This is a genomic window from Myxococcus sp. XM-1-1-1 (genome assembly GCF_020037095.1).
GTDB classification, from domain to species: domain Bacteria; phylum Myxococcota; class Myxococcia; order Myxococcales; family Myxococcaceae; genus Myxococcus; species Myxococcus fulvus.
Window position 1 is genome coordinate 21,942 of sequence record NZ_JAIQDH010000014.1, and the last position, 21,303, is coordinate 43,244.

A 21,303-nucleotide genomic window follows, 5' to 3' on the forward strand; every position below is an offset into this window, starting at 1 on the left:
TGCCGCGCCGTGCTTCAGGTACGGTGCGGGGCCCGCCATGCACTTCAAGTTCGTCCACGCCGCCGACCTGCACCTGGACACTCCCTTCCGCGGCATCGCCGCCCACGGTCCGCTGCTGACCCGGTTCCAGGAGTCTACCTTCCGCGCCCTGGCGCGCATCGTCGACTTGTGTCTGCGCGAGCGCGTCGCCTTCCTCCTGCTCGCCGGCGATTTGTTCGAGGTGAAGGACCGCTCCGTGCGCGCGCGGCTCGTCCTGCGCCGCGAGCTGGAGCGGCTGCACGTCGCGGGCATCGAGGCATTCATCGTCCACGGGAATCATGATCCGCTCAGCGGCGACACGGGGACGCTCGGGCTGCCGTCCTCGGTGAAGGTCTTCGGCCCGGACTGGGAGGAGGCCGAGGTGCGGCGCGAGGGCCGCCGGCTGTGCCGCGTGCAGGGTGTCTCGTATCCCGACGTGGAGGTGCGTGATGATTTGTCCTCGCGCTTCCGTCGCACCGGCGAGGGCTTCAGCGTGGGCCTGCTGCACGCGAACCTGGGCGGCGCCGAGGGCCATGCGAACTACGCCCCCTGCACTCCCGCGGGGCTGGGCTCGCGCGGGCTGGACTACTGGGCGCTGGGACACGTGCACACGCGCGGCGAGCTGACGCTCCCCGGCGGCGGGCTCGCGGTGTACCCGGGCAATCCGCAGGGCCGGCACGTGCTGGAGACCGGTGAGCGCGGCTGCGTGCTGGTGGAGGTGGAGGACGGCGGGACGCGGCGGCGCTTCGTACCCGTGGACACGGTGCGCTGGCATCGGGTGGAGGTGCCGCTCACGGGCGTGGCCACGCTGGATGGGTTGATGGGCACGCTGAGCGAGGCCGTGGACGCGGCATGTACCCAGGAGCTGGACGGGCACGCGGTGCGCGTGGTGCTCACGGGACGCGGGCCGCTGCACCGGGAGCTGGCGCGTCCGGGGGCGCTCTCGCAGCTGGAGGAGGGGCTTCGCGCGAAGCTGGCGGCGGGACATCCTCCGGTGCTGCTGGAGTCGCTGCGGGATTCGAGCCGTCCCGAGCTGGACTGGGATGCGCTCACGGCGGAGGGCGGCTTCGCTCGGACGCTGTTGGAGGAGGCTCGCGCGCTGGAGGAGGACCCGGGGGCGTTGACGCGCCTGTGGGAGGAGGAGGCGCTCGGCAGCCTGGGACAGAAGCTGAAGCGCCTGGGCGTGGAGGTGCTGGAGACGCCTCGCAAGGAGTGGGTGTCCCGCGCGAGCCTGCTGGGCGTCGAGGCGCTGCACGAGGAGGACGGGGCATGAAGCCAGGCTTGCGCATCGACTCGCTGCGGGTGCGACGCTTCGGGCACTTCTCCGAGCTGTCGCTGGAGCTGGGCCCCGGGCTGCACCTGATGTACGGGCCCAACGAGGCCGGCAAGAGCACGCTGCTCGCCTTCCTTCGCGCCATGCTGTTCGGCTTCGAGAAGCGCGGGCATCCGGAGCGGTATGCGCCCTCGGAGGAGGACACGCCCTTCGGCGGTGAGCTGCGGCTCCTCACGGCGACGGGGCCGTTGACGGTGCGGCGCATGGCGACGCCTCGCGGACGGAAGGCCGAGAGCCTGACGGTGCTCGGGGCCGATGGCGAGCCGGTGTCCGAGGAGCGCCTGAAGGACGCGCGGGGACATGTCACGCGGGAGCTGTACTTCGATGTCTTCGCCTTCCGGCTGGAGGAGCTCGCGGGCTTCGAGCAGCTCACGGAGGCTCGGGGTGCCTCCGATGCGCTGGTGGCCGCGAGCATGCGCGGGGCCCGGCGACTGCCGGAGGCGATGTCCGCGCTGAGCAAGAGCGCCGAGCGGCTCTACAAGCCGAGCGGGACGAACCCCGAGCTGAACGTGAAGCTCCGTGAGCTGGAGGAGGTCCAGGAGCAGCTCCGCGAGCAGGGGAACCGGCCCGCGCTCTACTTCGCGAAGCGCGAGCGATTGGAGGCGCTGGGCGGGGAGCTGCTCGGGCTGGAGACTCGGGTCCTGGAGGACGGGCGTGAGCTGGAGCGGCTGGAGCGCCTGGCCTCGGCGCTGAGTGAAGTCACGGCGCTGGCGGAGGCCCGGGCGGAGCTGGAGGGCCTGCCGTCCCTGGAGACCTTCCCCGAGGGTGGCGAGGCGCGGCTGGAGGATGCGCTCCAGCGCAGTCGCAGCTATCGCGGTGAGGTGGCCCGGCTCGCGGAGAAGCTGTCGTCCACCGAGGCGGAGTTGACGCGGTTGTCCACGCCTTCGCCGGTGCAGGGGCGGGAGGAGGCGCTGCGCTCGGCGCTGGCTTCGTATGCGGAGCACTCGGAGCGGATTCGCGCGCTGCCGGCCCGGCGTGCGGCGCTGCGGGTGAAGCGGCGTCAGGTGGAGATGTCGCTGGAGGAGCTGGGGCTCGGCGTCGATGGCGTGGGGTTGATGGGGCTCGACTTGAGCGCGGGGGCTCGCGCGGGGCTGGAGTCGCTGTCGACGCGACTGGAGGCGGAGGAGACGGGACGGCGGGAGTCGTTCGCCGCCTGGGGGCGGGCTCGCTCCGAGCGGGAGCGGTTGGATGGGGTGCTCGCGCGGTTGGAGGCGGAGCTCGCGGAGCTGCCGGATGTGCGGCCCTCGCATGTGCGGCAACAGCAGGCGGGCTCACGTCGGATGCGCGATGTGCGCGGTGAGCTGGAGCGGCTGGGGGAGAAGAAGGAGGAGACCCGGCGACAGCTCGAGGGCTCTCGCAGTTCCGGCGTGGGGCCTGGGGCGCCGAACGTCGCGGTGATTCCGGTGTGGTGGGTGCCGGCGGCCGCGGCCATCGTGGTGGCGCTGGCCGTGGGCGCGTGGTTGATGGGTGGCTCGGCGGCGGGGGCGATGTGCCTCGCGGGTGGGCTGCTGCTCACGGGATTGGTGGAGCTGGCTCGGCGGCGCGTGGAGTCGGCTCGCGATGTGGAGCGCGCGGCGCAGGCGGCGCGGCTGCGGGAGCGACAGCAGACGGAGGAGCGGCTCCGCGCGACGCTCGCGGGACTGGCGGCTCGCGAGGAGGTGCTGCATCGGGAGCTGCTCACGGCGTCGATGGAAGCGGGGCTCGCGCCGCTGGCGACGCTCGCGGACATCACCGTGCGCGAGGGCATGCTGGCGGATCTGCTGGAGAAGGCGGGACGGCGCGAGGTGCTGCTGCGCGAGCGGGACGTGCTGCGTGCCAGCCATGATGTGGCCTCGCGTGATGAGCGACAGGCGGGCGAGACACTGCGTGGACATGAGGGGCGGCTCGCGACGCTGAACGCCGAGCTCGCGGTGTGCCTGGCGTCACGGAAGTTCCCCTCGGGATTGCCCGCGCCCGCGGCGCTGACGCTGTGGCGGGAGGCCTCCGCGCTCCGACAGCGATGGCAGGACGTGAGCGCCGAGGAGGCCGCCGTCAACGCGGATGAGGACACCTGCGCGGCGGTGGTGAACCGGCTCCATGAGCTGACGAGGGGACTGTTCACGAACGCGTCCGGGCGCACCCAGGCGGGGTCCGTCTCGTCGGGCCTCGAGGCGCCGACCGGGTCCTTGTCCCTGAATACGCCCGTGGCACTCGCCGCGAGCGGCACGGAGCGCCCCCACGCGCTGACGGGTCCGGCGTCGCCAGACGGAACTCCGACCCACGAAGGCGCCCTTCACTTCACCAGGACGGCGGACTCACACACGTCCTTGCGAAACGCTTCGGGCTCGTCGAGCCGCGATGCGTTTACCGAGGCCTCGTCGCCCGTGACCCTCACGGCGTCCAGCACGACGGGCCTCCGCGCGGCTCGCATCCCTCCGGCGCTCGACGGAGGTGCTTCGTTCCACGACGAGGACCTCCTCTCCTCCAGGACCACGGAGGCACTCGTCGCGAGCGTGAACTCGGCCCTCGACGCGGACCGTGAACGCGAGACCGAGCGGCGCGCCGTGGACGAGCGTCGTCGCGAGCTGCGCGAGGAGAAGGCGCGCCTCGATACGCTCCGTCAGGCCGAGGACGCAGCCCTCGCCGCCCTGCTCCACGAAGGTGGCGGTGGTGACGAGGAGACCTTCCGTCGTCGGGCCGTGCAGGCCCGCCGCCACGCCGGGCTCGTCCGGCAGACCCGCGAGCTGGCCCAGCGCATCGAGGCGCGCACCGGGCTCTCCGACGCGCAGGTCCGCGAGGCCCTCCGCTCCCTCGGCGGCGCGGACGGGCTGCGCGTCACGCTGGAACAGGTGCGCTCGCGTCACTCGGAGGCACAGTCGAAGCTCAAGGACGTCCTCACCGAGCAGGGCGCCACGCAGAACCAGCTCGAACAGTGGGAGAACGACGACCTGCTCTCACGCCTGCGCATCCAGGAGGAGACCCTCCGCGCCAAGGTCGCCGAGCTCGCCACCCGCTACGCCGAGGACAAGCTGGCCCTCGCCCTGCTCAACCGCGCCCGCCATCGCTTCGAGGAGGAGCAGCAGCCCCGCGTGGTGCAGCTCGCCTCCGAGCACTTCGCGCTGCTCACCGAGGGCCGCTACCGCCGCGTGTTCATCCCCGCCGGTGACGAGCGCGAGCTGCGCGTCAGCGACGGTCAGCGCGACTGGCCCGCCGCCCAGCTCTCGCGCGGCACCCGTGAGCAGCTCTACCTCGCCTTCCGGCTCGCCGTGGTCCGCGACTTCGGGGAGACCCGGGGGGCGCTGCCGCTCATCGTGGATGACATCCTGGTGAACTTCGACCCCACGCGGGCCCGAGGCGCCATCCACCTGCTCGCCCGGCTCGCCGAGCAACAACAGGTCATTGCCTTCACCTGCCACCCCTGGCTGCGCACCCTGTTCGAGGCCGAGGGCGCGCGCCTGCTCGTGCTCGACGCCCACGACGCCTCCACCGCGCGCAGAGCGGGATGACGGGCGCGCCCAACTCCCTGCTTTCCCCCTCGCGAGCCTGTGGCACACTGCGCGCCATTCGACTCCTGTTCTCCATCGTCTTCTGGACGTTCCTCGGAATCTCCAGCCTGTTGCTCTTCCTCGGGGCCGTCGTGGTGTGGGCGCTCACCACGCCCTTCGACCGGAACGGGCTCGTGCTGCACCTGTATTCGTGCTTCTGGGCGCAGCTCTACTTCTACGTGAATCCGCTGTGGCACCTGAAGGTGGACGGCCGCGAGCACCTGCCGTGGAAGGGCGCCGCAGTGCTCGTGTCCAACCACGAGTCGCTCGGCGACATCCTGGTGCTCTTCGGCCTGTACCGCCCCTTCAAGTGGGTCTCCAAGGCCGCCAACTTCAAGCTGCCCCTCATCGGCTGGAACATGCACCTCAACCGCTACGTGCCGCTGGTGCGTGGCGACAAGGCGAGCATCCTGAAGATGCTGGCCCAGTCCGAGGCGTGGCTCGCGCGCGGCGTCCCCATCCTCATGTTCCCCGAGGGCACGCGCTCCGAGGACGGCCAGCTCAAGCCCTTCAAGGACGGCGCCTTCGCGCTCGCCCTCAAGACGCAGTGCCCCATCATCCCCATCGTCCTCACCGGCACCGCGCGCACCCTTCCCAAGCACGGCCTGGTGCTGGAGACCTCCGCGCACTGCCACGTGCAGGTGATGCCTCCGGTGGACCCCTCGGGCTTCCAGGACGTCGCCGCGCTGCGTGACCACGTCCGCGACCTCATCGTCGCCGAGAAGGCCCGCCTGGAAGCGCTCTCCACCCGCGCCTGAGCCCCTGGCGACTTCCTGCCGGAAGCCCTGCTACCGTGGGCCTCCAACGGGGAGGGAACCATGCGAAGGCCCTTGGTGCTGGCGCTCACGCTCGCGGTGCTCGCCCTGGGCGCGGCCTTCGTCCTCGTCCAGGAGTCGCCCCCCGAGCCCTCCACCTCGCCGGCCTCCGTCACCCCCTCCTACAGCGCGCCGCTGGCCCAGGTGCGCGGGACGCTGAGCCTGCGCGGCCGCGTGCTCGCCGCCGACAAGAGCCCCGCCCCAGGCGTGGAGCTCTCCGTCTCGCGCGCCCTCCCCGGCGAGTCGCTCTCGCTGCGCCCCTGTGGAACCGACGTCGACCCCCCGCTCTCCGCGGCGGAGTGCGAGGACCCGGACATGCTCGCCACCCTGCGCGACCTCATCCAGGCGGGCCGCGGCGACACGCCCGTGGTGGCGCGCGTCACCACGGACGCGGAGGGCGCCTTCGAGGTGCGGAACCTCCCCGAGGGCACCGTCGCGCTGTGGGCCGTGGGCGCGAAGGGCGCCGCGTTGGCGACGGAGGTGACGACAGGGACGGAGGACGTGGAGCTGGTGCTCGAGCCGAGCGTCGTCTTCACCGGCCGCGTCGTGGACGAGGCCCTGCGCCCCGTGGCGGGCTCGAAGCTGACGCTCTTCCACACCGCACACTCGCGCTTCTTCCAGACGACCAGCAACGGCGACGGCCGCTTCACGCTGGGCCCGCTGCCCGCGAGCACCTACGGACTCCAGGTGGACGACGACCAGCGGGTCGGTCCGTGCATGCGGGCGATTTCGCCCGATGAGCTGGAGGCGGAGGACATCGTGCTCCACCGGCCCCGCAACATCGTGGGCCAGGTGCTCCTCGACGAGCAGCCCGTCGCCAACGTCCAGGTGGAGGTCGTCGACACCCGCGTCACCGCCGAGACGGACGCGCGCGGGCGCTTCGTCCTGGAGGGATTGCCTCCGGGCGACTACGTGCTGAAGGCCCGTCACGGACAGCACCAGGGCCAGACGGAGACGACCCTCGACGAGGAGCAGACCGAGGCGGAGGTGACGGTGCGCCTGGGCACGCTCGTGCGGGTGACGGGCGTGGTGCGCGACACCGCGGGCCAGCCCATCGAGGGCGCCACGGTGCTCGCCAACTCACGCGGCACCGTCTACACCGACACGGAAGCCGTCACGGGAGCCGACGGGCGCTTCGAGCTGGAAGAGGCGACGCTGGGAACCCACCACTTCACGGTGTCGGCCAAGGGCTTCCTTCCCACCGAGACCACCGAGGTGGAGGTCACGCATCGCACGCCCCCCGTGGAGCTCACGATGGAGCGCGCCTTCGTCATCGAGGGCATCGTGGTCGACCCGGCGGGCACACCGCTGCCGGACATCACCCTCTCCGCCATGAAGTGGCTGCGTCAGCCCAAGGGCCGACGCGACGGCAAGCCCCATGACCTGGAGCATGGAGACCCGGACGCGCCCTTCGCGGATGGGCCGGTCATCGACGCGCTGACGGATGACGCGGGGCGCTTCGTGCTCAACCTCCCCTCGCCCGGCCTCCACCGGCTCACGCCCGATGCACAGGGGTTCCTCGCGACCACCCTGGAAGTGGAGGCGCCCGCCCAGGACGTCCGCGTCGTGATGCAGCCGGGCGCGCGCGTGGTGGGCGCCGTGGTGGACCTGAAGGACACCCCGATTCCGAACGTGGCCATCACGCTGACGCCCGCGGGCCAGGAGGAGCCCGTGCCCATCTGGGTGCGCAGCGACGCGCAGGGCGCCTTCCGACTGGAGGGCGCGCCAGCGGGCCGGTTCGTCCTGCGCGCCTCGCTCGAGCACAGCGGCGTGGGGGAGGCCACCGTCGACGTGACGCTGACGGCCACCGAGACGCAGACGGTGACGGTGCGGATGGACGGAGGCCTGTCCATCTCCGGGCTCGTCGTGAACGAGGCCGGCACGCCCCAGCCCGGCGCGAGCGTCTTCGCCCATCCGCTGACCGAGCCTGACTCGGGCCGGCGACGGTTCGGACACCACGCGCCCCTGCCCCCTCCCGCGCAGGCCCAGTCCAACGAGCACGGGCGCTTCACGCTCGAGCACCTGTCGCCGGGGCGCTACCGCGTGGACCTGACGATGGCGGGCTACACGCTGCGCGGCGCGGACGAGGCGACAGACGTCGACGACCCCCGGCGCATCTCGGGCGTGCAGGCGCAGGCGGGCGTGACGGACCTGAGGCTGGTGGTGCGCTACGTGGGCGGAGTCCGCGGGCGCCTGGTGCGAGAGGACGGCACACCCGTCACCCGCTTCAACATCGACGACGTGCCATACCGTGATGCCAACGGCGCCTTCCAGGTGTCCCTGGAGCAGCCGGGCACCACCTGGCTGACCCTCGATGCCCCGGGGCTCACGCGCGTGGTGCGCCAGGTGGAGGTCCCCCGGGGCCAGGACCTGGACCTGGGCGACGTGGTGCTCAAGGCCGGACGCCGGCTGCGCGGCCGCGTGCTGGACGCGCGGACCTCCGCGCCGGTGGTGGGCGTGGAGGTGGACGTGAAGTCGCCTGGCGCCGGGGCGCGCCGGGACGAGGATTCGGAGGACCTGGACGAGGGACCGCCCTCGCTCGCGTCGGCCATCACCCGCGCGGATGGCACCTTCGAGCTCCCACCCCTCGAGCCCGGGCCGCTCGTGTTGACGCTCACCCATCCGGACTACCTGCCGCTCAGCGAGCAGGTGGGCGACAGCAGCGCGCCGCTGGAGCTGCGCATGTCCTCCGGCGCGCGCCTGGAGGGCACCGTGAAGGACCGCGAGGGCCGCCCCGTGGACACCCACGTCCAGGTGGTGAACCTGCTCTCCCCCGAGGACGCCCTGGACGTGGAGCGGGGCAACGGGACGTTCCGCGTCTCGGGCCTGCCGCCCGGCGAGTACGCCGTCGCGCCCGGGGAGGACATGAGCTTCCAGGGCGACTCCGTGCGCTTCCTCCCCCAGCGCGTGCGCCTGGGCCCGAGCGAGCGCAAGGTGCTCCACTTCCAGGAGATGGCGGGCGCGACGACGCTGAAGCTCAACCTCCCCGCGCGGGGGACGATGATGATGAACGAGCGCGTGGCCATCCTGAACACCTACCTGTTCCCCGGCGACGTGCCGTTGCCCAAGTCCCTGCTGGAGCTGGAGCAGCTGGGCCGGAGGCTGGCGGTCCAGTCCTGGCCCCACACCGACACCACGTTCGAGGAGCTGCCCGCCGGGCACTACACGTTCTTCTTCAGCAGCCTGAACTTCGACACGCGCCGGGAGCAGGTGCATCGGGGCGAGGTGGACCTGCCCGCGAGCGGCGCCGTCACGCTCGACGTCCAGCCCACCTGGCACCCCCTGGAGCCCATCGAGGTGGCGGAGGATTCGGAGTCCGAGTGAGGCGTTTGCGTCCGCGCGGGATGCCGCTTAAGCCCTGCTTCCATGGGTGACAAGCCAGGGTGGGGCACCGACTCGGAGCTGGAGCTGGACTGGGGCGCTCGAAAGGCACGCTCCGAGCCCCGGGACGCGCCGTCCACCCCTCCCGAGGAGCCCGCGCAGGCGCTCGCGGGCAAGGGGGCTCCGGGAGACCCGCGCTACATGAGCCTGGAGCTGCGGCTGTCGCTGGAGGCCGTGCTGACGTCGGCCACGCTGCGCATGCGCCAGTTCCGCGAGACGCTGGAGATCCTCATCGGCTGGGAGGGGAAGAACAAGTACGAGGTCTGTGGCGAGGATGGCCGGGGCACCGTGTACGTGGGCGAGACGGGCGAGGGCTGGATGTCGCGGCTGGCGCGGAACTTCTGGCCCTTCTACCGCGCCCGGCTGGAGTGCATGACGTTGGGCGGCACGCTGGCGATGGCGGTGGAGCTGCCCTGGCACCTCTTCTTCGCCCGCGCGGAGGTGACGGCGTGGGACGGCCGGCCCATGGGGGACATCGTCCAGCGCTTCCGCTTGTTCGGCCGGGGCTTCGACATCGTGTCGCCCACCGGCGCGGTGCTGGCCACGGTGGAGGGGCCCTTCTGGAAGCCGTGGACGTTCCGCATCCTCCAGCGCGGCGAGCAGGTGGCCGTCATCCGCAAGAAGTGGAGCGGCCTGCTGCAGGAGACCTTCAGCGACGCGGACAACTTCAGCCTGGAGTTCCAGCCCTCGTGCACCGACGGCCGGCTGCGTCAACTGGTGCTGGCCGCCGCGCTGCTGGTGGACCTGACCTACTTCGACAACCGCAAGAATCGCTCGCTGTTCGGCACCGGCGTGGACATCGTGGATTGAGGGCTTCCTGCGAGTCGCGGAACATCCGAAAGCGAGAAGACCTGGACGCGGGCGTGCGCACACTGCCAGCAGTGGCGGCATGTGCTAAGTCCCCTGGCCCATGTCGACGAGCGACGCGCTGAACGCAGCAGACCTCGAGCGGTTGGCCCAGGCGGAGTCACCGGACCTGGCCGATGCCGTGCTTGCCCTCCTGGAGCAGGAGGAGCCGGAGCCGGAGGAAGGCAAGGCCCCGCCGAAGGACGCCTTCACCTTCGAGAAGCTGCTGCGCTCGCTCGCCCAGGCGCAGGCCCGCTACGACAGCGACTCACGGCGTGAGGCCTCCGCGGACGCGTGGCAGCGCTTCCTGGCCCAGAAGGACGTGCCCCAGCCCGCGCGGCTGGCGCTGGCGGATCTGCTGGTGTCGCTGTACCGCAAGAACACCCACGCGTCGCGGGCGGTGCTGCTCAAGCTGGCGGCCACCGCGGACCTGAAGTTCGGCCTGTGGGGCGGGCTCAAGCGCATCTACAAGCTGGCCGAGGCCGACCACGACGCGGAGCTGTTCGGCGTGCTCGCGTGGCGCTTCGACGTGGAGCGCCGGCAGTCCTACAAGCACGAGGTCTCCGGCGGGACGCTCCAGTACCTGCGCCGCCGCGCGTGGCGCTACCTGCGTCACCTGGGCGCCGCCGTCCCGGAGCTGTACCCGCAGTTCGCCGTGGAGGTGCTGCGCCACTACCAGGAGGACACGTCCTGGTACTCGGTCTGGGTGGCGAACCACATCTGGGCGCACGGCACGGGCAACTACACGGGCGGCTCGTTCGGCATCCAGCCGCCGGGCGACATGGTGAAGCAGCGCGCGTTCACGGAGGCGTGGAAGCGCTCGCCGGACGCGCTGATGCGGCTGCTCGACACGTGCATGTCGGACCCCGCCGCGCGCTTCGCCATCCAGGGCCTGCGCAAGGACTTCCCGGAGAGCCTGCGCAAGGTGACGCCCGCGTGGCTGGACCGGCTGGCGCGTCGCCCCCTGGCCAGCGCCCACGACTTCCTGGTGGAGACGCTGCAGGGCTCCCCTGAGTTCCACCAGAGCAAGCTGCGCGAGCTGGGCCTGCACGACGCGGTCATCGCGCTGCTGATGTCACCCAGTGGCAAGGCGCGCACGTACGCCATCGAGTACGCCCGGGCGCACGCGCAGGACCTGTCCGCCGAGCGGCTGGTGGAGCTGGTGGCCAAGGGCGAGAACGACGTGAAGTCCTTCGCGGCCGCCACGTTGGAGAAGCGAAACCCGCGCGAGCTGGGGATGGAGCTGCTGGGGCGGCTGTTGCCCTACAAGGCCACGGCGGCGTTCGCGGCGAAGTCGCTGGAGCAGTCGTTCGACCGGGCGGAGCTGACGTCGGGCTTCCTGCGGGACATGTACCTGGGCACCTCCGAGCAGCTCAACTGGGCCAAGGGGTACGTGCAGTCCAAGTACGCGGCCGGGGAGATGCCGGTGGCGTTCTGGAAGGAGCTGTTGGAGGACCCGCGGCTGACGAAGAAGCCTTACCCGGTGGAGGGCCTGGTGGTGAAGGCGCTGTCGTCGTACGCGCCGGCGGCCATCGGTCCGGAGTGGCTCCTGGACAAGGCGGCGCACCCGCGCATCGGCTCGCAGGTGGCCACGTGGCTGCAGCGCGCGGACAGCCTGCCGGGGCTGGACGTGGAGAAGGTGAAGGGCCTGGTCTTCAGCGCGAAGCACCGGCACGTGGCGCTGGCGCTCCTGGGCAACCGCAAGCTGTTCACCGCGCGGCAGCTCACGGTGCCCTGGCTGCTGGCGCTGGCGCGGCGCGCGGACCCGACGCTGCACGACTTCGCGCACCGCTACCTGCTCGAGTACGTGGCGCCCGCGGACTTCAGCGACACGGGGGACGCGGCGGCGGGCCTGGAGCGCCTGTTCGAGCTGGCGCTGGGCGCCAAGCAGCCGGTGCCGGTGCGCGCGTTCGCCCAGACGTACCTGCGCTGCCACCACCCCCTCATCGGGCCGGAGCAGCCGGAGTCGAAGTCGTACGAAATCAAGCCCAAGGCGCCGCGCAAGGCGTACACGCCGGAGAAGCTGTGGCCCGCGCTGTTCGACGCGCGCGACGACGTGCGCCGCTTCGCGCTCGCCGTCACCCGCGCGGAGCTGCGCGCGTGGGGCTGGCACACGCGGGTGTACGAGCTGGCGGACGCCGAGGCGAAGGAGATCCGCAACCTGGCCTACGACGCGCTCCTGCGCGCGGGTGAGGAGGGCGCGGACGCCCGCTACGTGCTGCACCCCGAGGAGCTGGACCCGGTGAAGGTCTTCTCCCTCACGGAGAGCACCAAGCGCAGCACGCGCGAGGTGGCGGTGGAGCTCATCCGCCGGCACTACGCCAGGCTGGGCGGCGCCGAGCGGCTGACGTGGCTGATGCAGAGCGCGGACCGCGAGGTGGGCCTGTTCGCGGTGCGCCTGCTCTGGGAGAAGCACCGCCCCACGCACCTGCCGGAGGGGTGGAAGCCCGCGGGCGCGAAGGAGGCTCCCGCCACGGGGGGCGGCGCGCCGTTCGCGGACGTGCCGGCCCTGCGCGAGTTCCTGCGCAAGATGCTCTTCGGCCTGCCCCCGGGCCGCGCCAAGGAGGCGCGCGAGGGCGAGGTGCAGAAGCGCCTGTCGGCCAGCGTCGCCAAGCGCCGGGTCATCGAGCTGGTGCGGGATCTGGGCCTGGAGGACGAGAGCTTCGCCCGGGTCATCGCGCCGGTGCTCGGGGAGTTCACCGGCTCCATGGCGAAGGGTGAGTGGCAGAGCTGCCTGGCGTCCCTGGTCCAGTTGCGCACCGCGCATCCGAGCGCGCAGCTCGGGGGCTTCTGAGCGTCGGCATTCCCAGCGTCACGGGTGCCCGACGGGCGCCCCGGAAAGAACTTCATGTCCGTCCTCGCCATCGGCAACATCGAAAAGCTCCGCGCGCTCGCGGCGAACCCCCGCGTGCTGCTGCTCGGCGGCGCCCGCGCGTCCGCGCCCAGCCGCCTCACCGCGTACGAGCTGGCCTCCAACAAGGTGCTGTGGAGCAGTGAGCTCCCCTCCGCCGTGAGCGCCCTGGCCCTGTCGGGCGAGCGCTTCGCCGCGGCCCTGTCCGACGGAACGCTGTGCCTGGGCACCGTCTCCGACGGGCAGGTGCAGACGCGCCTCACCGACGCGCACCCGGGCGGCGTCACCGCGCTCGTCTCCAGCCCCGACGGCAAGGTGCTGTTCAGCGCGGGCGCGGACGGCGTGGTGCGCGGGTGGGAGTGGGACGGCGCGCGCAAGGTGCACGAGTGGAAGGCGTCGCCGCAGTCCCTGCGCGCGGTGGCGGTGGACCCGTCCGGGACGTTCGTCGCGTGTGGTGGTGACGACGGGGTGGTGCGCTCGTTCACCCAGGCCACGGGTGAGCGCCGCGACATGGCGGGCCACGAGGGCGCGGTGCGCGCGCTGGCCTTCACGCCGCGCGACGGCCGGCTCGCCTCCGGTGGCGACGACGGCAAGGTGCGCTTCTGGTACCTGGTGGGCGCGGTGGAGTTCGAGGTGCGCGGCGACAAGGACTCCGGTCACGCCGGGGCGGTGCTCGCGCTGGTGTTCCCGCCCACGCCCGCCGCGCAGGACGACGAGGAGCCGGGGGACCGCGTCTGGTCCGCGGGCAGCGACGGCAAGGTGAAGGTGTGGCGGCTGGATGAGCGCCGCAAGCCGCGCACGCTGGACTGCGGCAGCAAGCCGGTGAACGCGCTGGTGTTCGTGGCGCCCGGCAACCCGCGTGAGGCGCGCACATCGCTGGGCGCCATCTTCACGGCGGGCGAGGACCGGCGCGTCTTCCGCTTCGGCATCGAGACGGACGGCAAGCCGGCCAACGGGCAGGCCGTGTCGCGGCACGGGCTCGACGTGCTGACGGAGTCGCTGAAGGCGGGGCGCCCCAAGCGCGAGGCCGCCGTGCGCGAGGCCGTGGCGCTGGAGGAGACGGAGGCGCTCGACTTCGTGCTCCAGGTGCTCTCCACGGACAAGGAGGCGGAGGTGCGCCGCCTCGCCGCCCGCGAGCTGGGCGAGAAGGGCCGCGTCGCCGCCCGTCCGAAGCTGCGCGAGCGCCTGGACGACGACCATCCCCAGGTGCGCGAGGAGGCCCTCAAGGCCCTCGACACGCTGGAGACGGAGTCGCCGCTGGCCGCGCCCCGCGCCGCGCTGGAGTCGCGCTTCGTGGACATGCGCGTGGCGGGTCTCAAGCGCCTGGCGAAGCTGGGCCGCGCGTCCCCGCTGGTCCCCGCGCTCATCGCCAGCAAGCTGGGTGAGTCGGACGCCACCGTGGGGCTGGCCGCGCTGGACGCCCTCTCCGAGGTCTCCGCGCCCGCCGACACCGAGCCCCTGCGCGCCGCCTTCGAGCGGGGCCAGCCGCGCCTGCGCGTGGAGGTGCTGGTGCGCATCGCCGGGGCGGGCCTGTTGGGCCACGCCCAGTTGCAGCCGCTGGTCGCCCGCGCGCTGGATGACGCCGACGCGGACGTGCGCCGCGTGGCCTTCACCATCCGCGTGCTGGAGCGCCGCGCCCTGGCGCACGCGCTGGAGGGCCGCGACGAGGACTTCGCGCGCTCCACCAAGGACGTGGCCCGCCGGCTCGCGCAGCGCTCGCGGCAGGGACAGACGGCCGCGCTCACGGACGCCGACGTGCAGGCCGCGCGCGACGCGATGCCCGCGCAGGGCGCCGTGGGGGCCTCGCTGACGGAGAGCGACCTGGAGCCGCTGGTGGCCGCCATGGCCTGCCGCACGCCGGACACCGCCGTCCGGGGCGCGCGCGGCCTCGCGCAGCTGGGCGATGCCCGGGCGCTGGGCGCGCTGTTGCAGCTCTCCCGTGAGCCGGACCCCGCCATCCGCCGTCAGGCCGCCGCCGCCCTCCAGGCGCTCCAGGACGCTCGCGCCCGTGAGCGGCTGGTGTGGATGCTGGACGACGAGAACGCGGACGTGCGCGCGGCCTCGCTCGACGCCGTGGTGGCGCTGGACGCGGAGGCGCCGCTGGCCTCCGCCGAGGCGGCCCTGCGCTCCGGTCACGAGGACGTGCGCGTGCGCGGCCTGGACCGGCTGGTGAAGCTGGGCGCCACGGCGCAAGGTGCCGAGCCGCTGCTCGGTGACGCGCTCGAGGACGAGTCCGCCAAGGTGCGCGGCGAGGCGTTCCGCACGCTGTGGGCGTGGAACGAGAAGGTGCCGGAGAAGGCGCTGGACCGCGCGCTCGCGGGCCGCTTCCCGGACCTGCGTGGCCGCGCGGTGGAGGTGCTCGCGCAGCGCGGCGCCGAGGGCTGGGCCCAGGAGCGGCTGAAGAAGTCCGTGGAGGACCGCGACGTGGGCGTCGCCACCGCCGCGTACGAGGCGTGGGTGAAGCTGGTGGGCAAGGAGAAGCCCGAGCCGCACCTGGCCGCGCTCGCGTCGACGCACCCCGCCCTGCGCGTGCTGGCCGCGAAGGGCTCCGTGCACGCGCCCGCCGAGCCCCTGCGCTCGCCGCTGCTCAAGCGCGTGCAGGATGAGGAACTGGACGTCGCCGTCGCCGCGCTGGAGGCGCTCGACAAGCTGATTCCGGGCGAGAACGGGCCGCTGCTCGCGGGCCTGTCCTCCGCCTCGCTGCCGGTGCGCGTGCGCGCGTCCGAGCTGCTCGCGCCCCGTGGCGCCGAGGACATCATCGAGCCGATGCGCAACCTGATGGACAAGGAGCTGGAGCGGCAGTACCCGCCCGCGTTCCTCATCCCGCTGCGCATCCGGGGTGCCCGCGCGCTCGCGACGCTGGGTTCGCGTCGGCTCCTGTCCTGGTTCGCCACCACGCTGCTGACGAGCGAGCTGGGGGACTTGCAGGAGCAGGGCGCGCGCGGCCTCGCCACCGCCAGCCGTCGGGGCGACGAGGGCTACCTGCTGGACGCGCTCAGCCACGCCAACGTGGCGGTGCGCTCGTGGGGCGCGGACGGCCTGTCGCGCCTGGGTGATGCGCGTGCGCTGCCGGTGCTCACCGGCAACCTGCGCCATGACCACCTGCCCATCCGGCTGGGCGCCATCCTCTCCTTCGCGGCCCTGGGCTCCGAGGGCGACGGTGGCCTGCTGCACGGATTGGAGGACCGCGCGCGCGAGGTGCAGGAGATGGTGTTCGCCATCGTCCTCGCGCGGGACCTGCGCGCCACCCGTCGCGGTGAGCCGCCCGACCTGCTCGCCAGCGCGCTGTCCAGCGGACGTCCCGAGGTGCGCTACGCCGCGGCCCGCGCGCTGGAGCTGCGCACGGAGACGGACGCGTACCGCGCGAACCTGGTCGAGGGACTGCTGCCGCCGAAGCCCGACAAGGTCGGCGACATGAAGGACTGGCCCTCCGAGGAGGACCGCGCCAGGCGCATGGTCGGGCTCGCCGAGGCCCTCTCCAGCGGTCAGCCCGAGCAGCGCTACGCGGCGGCCCAGGTGCTGCTGCTTCGCAACAAGCCGCTCGACTACTTCCGCGAGGCCTTGAAGGTCGCCCGGCCGAGCTCGCTGGACGCCCCGTGGAAGCCGGAGACGGCGCCCAACGTGTCGCCCGTGCAGGCCACGCCCGCGAAGAGCTGGCTGCGCCGGCTGTTCTCCGCCACGAAGCCCGGCACGCCGGAGACCTCCTCGCCCGAGGCGGCCACGAACGCCGAGCGTCAGCACCTGCGCCGCCTGGCCTTCGGCGCGTACGTGGGTCTGCTGCGCCAGGTGTCCGCCGGTGACGACGAGGGCCACCGCGTCCGTCGCGACGCCGTGGACCGCGTGGTGAAGCTCACCCAGGAGGGCTACGCGGGCACGCCCGCCGCCGTGGCCGCGCTGCTGCGCGCCCTGGAGGACCCGCACCAGCTGGTGCGCAAGGCCGCGCTCACCGGCCTCAAGGAGCTGTTCCCCGCGGGCAGCGACGAGCCGCTCTCGCTGGCCCTGGCCTCGCTGTCGCCCGACGTGGCGCGCATCGCGCTGGACGAGCTGGCCGAGCGTGGGGACGCCGCGAAGCCGCGCATCACCGCCGCGCTCAACTCGCCGCTGTCGGACGTGCGCCGCTACGCGTTCGAGCTGCTCGAGAAGCTCAGCCCTCCCGGCAGCCTGGAGCCGCTGCTGGCCGCGCTGGGCAGCGAGCACGCGGACCTGCGCGTCGGCGTCATCGAGCGGCTGGCCGGCGCCAACGATTCGCGCGTCACCGAGGCGCTGGGTCGGGCCATGTCCAGCGAGCACGAGGACCTGCGCCTGCGCGCGTCCGAGCTGCTCGCGTGGCGCGGCGACGAGCGCGCGGTGGAGGTGCTCGCCTCGTTCCTGCGCTCGGAGACGCCCGCCGTCGCCAGGCGCGCGGTGGAGGCGCTCGCCCGACTGGCCACGCCCTCCGCCGTGAGCGCCCTGGCCGCGCGGCTGAATGTGTCCACGGACCCGCACGAGCGGCTGCGGCTGGTGGACGCGCTGGGACAGACGCGCCGCCCCGAGGCGCTGGACGTGCTCGCGCGCCGCGTGCTGGAGGACGACACCAGCGCGGTGCGCGTCGCGTGTGTCCCCGCGGCGATGCAGGTGGCGGGCGCGGACGTGAAGAAGCGCGACGCGACGCTGGCGCTGCGCTTCCTGCGGCAGGCGGTGAAGAGCCTGGACGTGGCGGTGCGACAGGTGGCCCTGCGCCAGCTGGAGCACGGCGCCGAGGCCGGCCAGTCCGAGGTCCTGGTGAGCCTCTTCAACGACCGGGACGTCACGGTGCGCGCCGAGGCCGTGTCGCTGTACTCCAAGCGCGTCATCGAGCACGCCGCCCCCGTGGGCCCGCTCGAGGACGTGCTGCGCGGTGGGGCTCGCGAGCTGATGCTGCCCGCCGCCGAGGGTGTCGCGCACCTGCGCGGCGTGAGCGCGCTGCGCCCCCTGCTGCTGTACTCGCGCGCCGGTGAGGACGGTCAGCGCGAGCGCGCCCTGCTCGCCCTGGGCACGCTGGGTGACGCGCGGGCGCTGAGCGAGCTGGAGACGGTGGCCGCCGGTGGCACGCCCGAGGCGCCCACCGAGCCGAGCATGGTGTGGGCGGCGGTGGAGGGCCTGGGTCGTCTCGCGGGCCGGCTGCCGGACGGCGAGGAGCGCCGCCGCGTCGAGGAGAAGGTGGAGGCCGCCGCGGTGGAGGGCGCCGACGTCTCGCTCCAGCAGGCGGGCGTGAAGGGCCTGCGCGCCATCGGCGGCGAGCGCGCCCGGGTGAAGGTCGAGGCGCTGCTGCTCGACACGGACACCCACCTGCTCGTGCGAATCACGGCGGCGCAGGAGCTGGGCAAGCTCAAGGACGTGGAGGCGGAGACCACGCTCGCCACCATCCTGGACGACTCCACGGAGCTGCTCCGAAAGGAGGCGCGCAAGGCGCTGGACGAGCTGTTCCCGAAGGAGCGCACCCGCGTCGAGTTCCTCGCCGTGGCCAGCCGCTACCAGGACATCTCCGAGCCGGCCGTCACGTACCTGTCCCGCGAGGGCGACCCGGCGCTGCTGGTGCCCCGGCTCGCCACGCTGACCAACGAGGAGCTGCGGCTGAGCCTGCGTCGGGGACTCGCGCGGCGCGGCGCGCTGCCGGTGCCCGAGACGGTGACGCTGCTGGAGCACGACAAGGCGGAGGCCCGCCAGGAGGCGGCCCTGCTGATTGGCACGTGGACCGGCGAGGCGCGCGCCTCCGGACAGGTGGACCTGGCGGCGCTGTCCCGCGCGCTGGTCACCTCCGAGCGGCGCACCGCGAAGGACTGGGCGGCCACGCCTCCCGGCCCGAAGAAGACCGCGCTCGCCTCCGCGTGGGAGCGCATCCTGTGGGCCGGCTCGCGGCTGGGCACGGCGGGGCTCGCCGACTCCGCGCGCGACATCCTCAAGGCCGGTGAGCATGGCGCTCCCGCGACCGTGCGTCAGGAGGCGGCCCGCGTGCTGTCCCGCCTGGGCACGGCCGGCGCCACGCTGAAGCTCCAGGGCCAGGACACCTCGGCGCCCGTGCTGTCCAACGACAAGGAGCGCGCCGCCTCCGCGGACGTGCTCAAGGGCGTGCTGACGGACCCGGATGCCCGGGTGCGCTCGGCGGCCGCGGATGCACTGGCGCGACTGGCCCCCGAGAAGGCCGCGGCCTGGGCGCTGGAGGTGAAGCCGTTCGACCCGGTGGCCCTGGGGCCCACGGGCGCGAAGGTCCCCGCCGAGGCCCTGGCCACGTCCGAGGGCCGTCGCCTGGCCGAGCCTTCGCTGCTGGGTCAGGGGAACCTCGCGCCGCTGGCCGCGTTGGCGCAGAGCGCGAAGCCCGAGGTGAAGCAGGAAGCCTGGGCCGGCATGGGCCGGCTGGGCGGTGACGAGGCGGCGAAGCTGCTGCACACGGCCGCCTTCGACAAGTCTCAGTCCGTGGAGCTGCGCAAGGCCGCCTGGCGCGCCCACAAACGTGCACGTCGCGCCGCCGAGCGCGCGAAGAACCACCGGAAGGAAGGGAACCCGTCGTGACGACCGCCACCCGTCACCCCGTCGAGCTTCGCTACGCCACCGCGAGCGACGTGGAGTCCCACGCGGACGCCTCGCGCGTGCTCCTGGCCCTGGAGGGCTCGCGCGGCACCGTCGGCGTGCGAGGCCGCCTCAAGGACGCGTCCCTGTTCCGCGACGCGCTCACCGCCACGTTCGGCATCCTCGCGAGCGACCTGCGCTACCGGGGCAAGGACCGCACCGCGTACCTCGCGTACCTCATGAAGAAGGGGAAGCGGGCGAGCGCGCAGATCTGGGAGGCCCAGAAGGCCTTCCTCGACAACGCGCTCGACGGTGAGCAGAAGCAGGACGCCGTGCTGGACCCGGTGCTCACCGTGGACCCGGACAGCGTCTCGCTGGAGGTGTTCTCCCGCGACGAGAGCGCCTACGCGCGCCTGTCCCTGGACAACAGCCTCTTCGAGGGCCGCGAGGCCGCGCACGGCTCCACCTTCCTGGACGTCCCGTCGGACCTGCTCTCGCGCATGGACCGGCTGCGCACCTACCTGCCGGTGTCGCTGGAGGCCCACGTCGCGCTGCCCGCCAAGCAGGCCCGTGAGCCGCGCAACGTGCAGGTGCCGCACGCGTGGCTGCGCGGCTTCCTCCAGGTGCAGTCCGCCGCGACGCTGCCCGCCAACACGTGCGAGCTGGCGCCCATCGACCTGTACAACCTCCTCTTCGCGCTGCGCACCCGCAAGGCGAAGAAGGCCCCGCGCGCGCTGCGCTTCGAGCTGGTCCCCGGCGCTCCGCCCCGACTGGTGCTGGAGCCGTGGGAGCTGGTGCTCGAGTGCCACGGCGGCAAGTACACCGGCACCGCGCCCGCGGTGGTGCGCACGTTCGGCCGCCAGCGGCTGGTCGCGCTCGCGCGCCTGTTGCCGCATGCGAAGTCGGTGCGCCTGCAGCTCATGGGTCCGGGCCTGCCGGTGTTCTGGGTCATCGACATGGGCCAGGCCACGCTGACCATGGGCCTCACGGGCTGGACGGAGAGCGGCTGGTCCTCCGCCGCGGCCTTCGACGTGCTCATGCCCCGGGCGGTGCCGGAAGGGCTGGCCGAGAAGCTGCGCGGGAAGCTGCGCGCCGACGGTCCGCAGACCTTCGAGCCCCTGGTCGCCGCCGCCGGTGGCGCGACGAAGGAACAGGTGCGCGCCGCGTTGCAGCTCGAGTGCCTGCGCGGCCGCGTCCTCTTCGACGTGGCCCAGGGCAAGTACCGTCCGCGCGAGCTGATGGCCACGCCCGTGGACGAGTCGGTCATCCGCTTCGGCAGCGAGCGCGAGGCCCGCGCCCACCGCCTGCTCGGCGACGGCGGCCCGGGTGCCGGCGAGGTCAAGCTCACCAAGGTGCACGACATGGTGGGCGAGGGCACGCGCATCCACGGCGAGGTGGTGGACCGCGAGGCCGTGCGCAGCTTCTTCCCCAGCTTCACGCTGGATTTGGAAGGCCGCGTGAAGGACGCGTCCTGCGGGTGTCCGCACTTCCGCCGCTCCGGCATGCGCGAGGGTCCGTGCGAGCACCAGCTCGCGCTGCGCCTGGTCTACGCGCGCCGCCGCGCCGAGGAGGAGGCGCTCCGGCAGACCCCCGAGGGCCGCAAGCACATCCGCGCCGAGACGCGCTCGTACGTGCGCCGCGACGCGGAGAGCGGACAGGAGATGGTGTACCGCGTTTCCCTGGATGGCCAGGTGGTCGCCGTGGAGTGGGGCCTTCGCACCGGCGAAGCGCGTCACCAGCGGCTCTGGTTCGACACGGACGTGGAGGCGCGCACCGCGTATTTCACGCGCCTGGAGAAGCTTTCGGCCGACGGCTACATCGACGCGGCCTCGTCATTGGTGTAAACCCTCAACCACGGCTCGGTCGCCTTCAAAAGCGGCCGACAGGGAAGGTGCGACGGAAGACACGATGAAGCGCGCTTCACGCGCGAGCAGCCGAGAGAGGTCTGGAGTGCATCAGCCTGAGCGCCTCGAGCGCGGGAGCGGCGTTGCGCCGCTCCGGTTTGAATGC

The 21,303-nt window shown here is 72.9% G+C and carries 8 protein-coding genes; all 8 read left to right on the plus strand.

Annotation, left to right across the window (positions count from 1 at the left end; all coding sequences use genetic code 11):
• The first annotated feature begins 37 nt into the window (after positions 1-37).
• The 8 genes from K8640_RS25025 to K8640_RS43220 all read left to right on the plus strand — a co-directional run bounded on the left by K8640_RS25025 (position 38) and on the right by K8640_RS43220 (position 21,137).
• Positions 38-1,291 carry a DNA repair exonuclease gene (locus tag K8640_RS25025; protein ID WP_223749362.1) on the plus strand — a complete coding sequence of 418 codons (1,254 nt, stop codon included), beginning with the start codon at positions 38-40 and terminating at the stop codon, positions 1,289-1,291.
• Positions 1,288-4,836: an AAA family ATPase gene (locus K8640_RS25030; RefSeq protein ID WP_223749363.1), complete on the plus strand. Its 3,549-nt coding sequence runs from the start codon at positions 1,288-1,290 to the stop codon at positions 4,834-4,836. Before K8640_RS25025 ends, K8640_RS25030 begins: the two co-directional genes overlap by 4 nt.
• 110 nt (positions 4,837-4,946) lie before the next feature.
• Entirely contained in the window at positions 4,947-5,633 is a 687-nt protein-coding gene (locus tag K8640_RS25035) for a 1-acyl-sn-glycerol-3-phosphate acyltransferase (protein ID WP_223749521.1), read from the plus strand.
• 60 nt (positions 5,634-5,693) lie between these two features.
• Complete coding sequence (locus K8640_RS25040) at positions 5,694-9,014, plus strand: carboxypeptidase regulatory-like domain-containing protein (RefSeq protein WP_223749364.1); 3,321 nt, start codon at positions 5,694-5,696, stop codon at positions 9,012-9,014.
• A 42-nt stretch (positions 9,015-9,056) separates the two neighbouring features.
• Positions 9,057-9,881, plus strand: a complete 825-nt coding sequence (locus K8640_RS25045) for a phospholipid scramblase-related protein (RefSeq protein ID WP_223749365.1) — start codon at positions 9,057-9,059, stop codon at positions 9,879-9,881.
• 100 nt (positions 9,882-9,981) lie between these two features.
• Positions 9,982-12,711, plus strand: coding sequence for a hypothetical protein (locus K8640_RS25050; RefSeq protein ID WP_223749366.1), 2,730 nt, complete (start codon positions 9,982-9,984; stop codon positions 12,709-12,711).
• 54 nt (positions 12,712-12,765) lie between these two features.
• Positions 12,766-19,296 carry a HEAT repeat domain-containing protein gene (locus K8640_RS25055; protein ID WP_223749367.1) on the plus strand — a complete coding sequence of 2,177 codons (6,531 nt, stop codon included), beginning with the start codon at positions 12,766-12,768 and terminating at the stop codon, positions 19,294-19,296.
• Positions 19,293-21,137, plus strand: coding sequence for a GNAT family N-acetyltransferase (locus tag K8640_RS43220; protein WP_223749368.1), 1,845 nt, complete (start codon positions 19,293-19,295; stop codon positions 21,135-21,137). The genes K8640_RS25055 and K8640_RS43220 overlap by 4 nt, the downstream gene beginning before the upstream one ends.
• Positions 21,138-21,303: the final 166 nt, after the last annotated feature.